The following is a 3,275-nucleotide window of genomic DNA, read 5'->3' as shown; positions in this document are numbered from 1 at the left end:
GGCTGCAAGCTCTGCCATTCGCTGTTCAAGCTGTATCACATCCTTTCCGTAGTCCGTAATCAAAGCCGCTTTTTCCTCCGTTTCCCCAAAGAGCAGCACATCCAGCAGATATTCCACTTGGTCTTGCTTCTGTAAGGCTTCCACAAACCGGGGATGAAAGGATTCCTCCGGGGAGTGCGGGGCATATTCCGTTCTCCATGCCCGGAGCAGGTGGAGATAGTCGGCAAGAATACGGAAGCAGCGGCTCTTTGCTTCCTGAAACTGTTCCTCCGGGGATTTCTGCCGGGGCTTTGGCTTTTTTGCCTTTCCCGGTGACTTCCAGTCCTCATAGGAAAGCCCGAAGTCCTGTGCCAGTTGTACGGCGGCTTCTTTCTTTCCCAGCCCATACAGGGCGGCGGTAAAATCAATCACATCCCCATCAGCACCGCAGCCGAAGCAGTGGTAACGCCGATCCAGCTTCATACTTGGGGTTTTATCGTGATGGAACGGGCAGCAAGCCATCCCGTTCCGACCTACATGGATTCCATAATGCTCCGCAGCCTGTCTTGTTGTGACGGACTGCTTCACAGCTTCAAATACATTCAAATCTATCCCTCCTTGAAAACAAAAAAGCACCTGACATTCTCTGATTGAAAATGGCAAGTGCCTGTTAAAGTTCCATATCCTGTTGTTTGTGTTTTGTCTGCGCCGGGGCAGTTCTTTGTGCTTTTTTCTCGTCTGCCTTATCCAGCAAGACTTCTTTGATGGGCTGCTTCTTGGGCGGCTCTTTGCTTTCCTCTGTGCCGGGTGTGGCTTTCCGTACCCAGTAGCGGATGTCCCGCAGCTTCTTCAAATCCTCCTGTACCTCGGTCAGCGGTACTTTCAGCTCTGCGATTTCTTCCAGAAGTTTTTCCTGCTCCTCTTGCAGTTCCTTTTGGGTACTGTCCTTATCGTCTGGGTGCTTGGCAAGGTAGGCGGCGGCTTTCGCATATCGGGCAACCTCCGGGTGTTCCTGTTTGAATTTCTCCTTTGTTTTCTTAAAAAATATCTTCTGGTACTTCTCATAGACAGGCTTACATTCCTTGCAGTCTGTCCGGGCAGAAAGCAGTCCGTCAATCACTTTGCTTCGGGCTTCCTTTGGCTTCATCTGACTGCGGTAATCTGCGGCTGATTTCCCGGAAGATTCCAGAAAGGCTTCCAAGTCCTCCACAGTGGAAAGCCCCTTTTGCCGGAGATAGGACAGGGCTTCGCTGACTGCCTTTAAGTCCTGTGAAGTCCCCCGGTTCTGTCCAGCCCTTGTCCAGTCCTTCCTTTCTTCCTTTCGTATCTCCATATACTTCATCAGCAGATTGGGAAGAAGTGTTGCTTCCTCCGCCGCCTTTTGTACAAGCAGTTCTTTCCGTTTTTCTCCCAGCTCGGTAATCCAGCCTTTGAGGTTTTGGATAAGCTGCTGGATGGACTTCATCATACTGTTGGCGGCTCTGATTTCCCGGTTCAGGTTGCCGATATTCGTCTGGATACCACGCTTTTCCATCTGCCGGACAGCAGCACCCTCATGGACAGTAGGGACAACATCAAGCCCCTGTCTGGCATAGGAACGCAAGTCCACACGCTCCGGGCGGTCATTGGCTTCCAGATAGCGGTTCTGGATGACCTCCCATTCATGCCGCCAAATTTCACAATACTTCTGGTCGTTCCAGTCAACCGTATCTTCTTTATGGCTTTTCCACCTGCCGGACGGCAGCTTTATCCGTTCCCCATTCTCGTCAAGGTCATAAACCTTGCGGCTCTTGGGAAGCCATTTCCCATGTTCGTCCATTGCCCTCATAGTCAGCAGGACATGGGCGTGGGGATTGTGTCCCGGCGGATGGGGGTCATGGATGGCAAAGTCAGCAATCATGCCTTTTGAAACAAACTGCTGTTCACAAAACTCCCTGACAAGGACAGCGTACTGGTCGGGTGGTATCTCTCTTGGGATGGTAAGCACCCACCTCCTTGCAAGCTGGGAGTTCCATTGCTTTTCCACCGCTTCGGCGGCGTTCCATAAGGTATTGCGGTCTGCATACGACCGTGGGGCGTTTGCCGGGAGCAGGATTTCATTGTGGACGATACCACGCTTTTCCGGGTAGTGCTTTACTTGCTGGTCGTATTCACAGAACAGCTTTTCGCCGCTTTGGTAAGCAGCGGCGGCAACAGCAGACTGCCGCTGGCTGCGCTGAACAATCGTGATTTCGTTGTGTGGACAGGGCATTTCGTGTCCCTCCTTTCGGTAATTGGTGGATGGGGTGGCGTTTTACCACCTCATTTTGGGCAGAAAAAAAGCAGGAGACCTTTTTCAGATTTCCTGCTCGGTGTGCCGCTGTATGGGCGGCGGGTATTTAGTTGTTACTATTACAGTTTCTTTTCCAACAGACGGAATACAATGAGCCCCACCAACCATTGAAAAACAAACAACAAGAATATCATTGCTATTACCCATGCATCTACTCTAATCAAAGCAAGTATTAGCGATAAGATAAGCAATAAAAATGTCATGATTTGGTAAGTAATATGACCAGCTTTCATTCGCAAATATTGCTTTCTCTCATCTACACAGTTAATGTGAATTTCTCGTTTTTTTGCTTCGTATTCTTTATTTCGTTTTGGATTTTCCCAATAAATAATTCGAACAAGCTGAACAGCAGAAGCTACCATTAGACCAATCCCCATAGCCCAAAGCATGGTGGAATAATAAGTGCTTTTTATCAAAATACTCACGCCCAGCAACATAGCGCCAATTATAATTTCAATAATAAATGGTTGCTTATTTTTCATTTTGTTCCCTCCTCATAGATGAAAATTTCTTCAATGCTCATATCAAAATATCTGGCAATTTTGAACGCTAATTGGATAGATGGATTATATCGTCCATTTTCTAATGAACCGATTGTTTGTCTTGATACTTCTAATGCATTTGCCAAATCTTCTTGCTTTATGCCTCGTTGTTTTCGTAATTCTTCTAACCGATTTTTCATGTTATCTTCCTTCCTTATGGAAAGTTAGCTTTCCTTACTGTCATTATATCATATAGTTCTTTTATGTCAAGTTAACTTTCCATTTCACTTGAATCTTTTTTATCTGTTGGATGGGAACAGCTTGCAACGCAAGGTGTCCCCAGATGGCAAGTCCACAAAAGGGTAGCTGACGGCAGCCAGCGCAGGGGAAGCGTAGCGTCCCCTGTTTGATTTGGAGCAGACCATGACTGCGGAAAATCACAGCCCTCCGGCGAGGAGCCTTCGGAGAACGCAATGCACCAA

General features: G+C 48.0%; 4 protein-coding genes. All 4 read right to left on the bottom strand.

Annotated features, from left to right (window positions below; translation table 11 throughout):
- The coding region (locus tag LJE11_RS18705; RefSeq protein WP_227296380.1) for a CHC2 zinc finger domain-containing protein at positions 1 to 585 on the bottom strand (585 nt) is incomplete at its 3' end.
- 64 nt (positions 586 to 649) lie between these two features.
- Complete coding sequence (gene mobQ / locus LJE11_RS18700; RefSeq protein ID WP_227296378.1) at positions 650 to 2,230, bottom strand: MobQ family relaxase; 1,581 nt, start codon at positions 2,228 to 2,230, stop codon at positions 650 to 652.
- 140 nt (positions 2,231 to 2,370) lie between these two features.
- Positions 2,371 to 2,793, bottom strand: coding sequence for a hypothetical protein (locus tag LJE11_RS18695; protein WP_161275883.1), 423 nt, complete (start codon positions 2,791 to 2,793; stop codon positions 2,371 to 2,373).
- A complete protein-coding gene (locus LJE11_RS18690) occupies positions 2,790 to 2,993 on the bottom strand; it encodes a helix-turn-helix transcriptional regulator (protein ID WP_161275882.1) in 204 nt (67 codons plus the stop codon). Before LJE11_RS18690 ends, LJE11_RS18695 begins: the two co-directional genes overlap by 4 nt.
- Positions 2,994 to 3,275: the final 282 nt, after the last annotated feature.

Source organism: Blautia sp. DFI.1.216 (assembly GCF_020594215.1).
GTDB classification, from domain to species: domain Bacteria; phylum Bacillota; class Clostridia; order Lachnospirales; family Lachnospiraceae; genus Blautia_A; species Blautia_A wexlerae.
Note: the sequence above shows the minus strand (reverse complement) of the source record. Positions and strands in the feature narration are given on the sequence as shown.

What these genes read in the sequence shown, in the direction of transcription:
- LJE11_RS18690 (WP_161275882.1), bottom strand. Translation starts at nt 2,993, where the DNA reads ATGAAAAATCGGTTAGAAGAATTACGAAAACAACGAGGCATAAAGCAA.
- mobQ (WP_227296378.1), bottom strand. Translation starts at nt 2,230, where the DNA reads ATGCCCTGTCCACACAACGAAATCACGATTGTTCAGCGCAGCCAGCGG.
- LJE11_RS18695 (WP_161275883.1), bottom strand. Translation starts at nt 2,793, where the DNA reads ATGAAAAATAAGCAACCATTTATTATTGAAATTATAATTGGCGCTATG.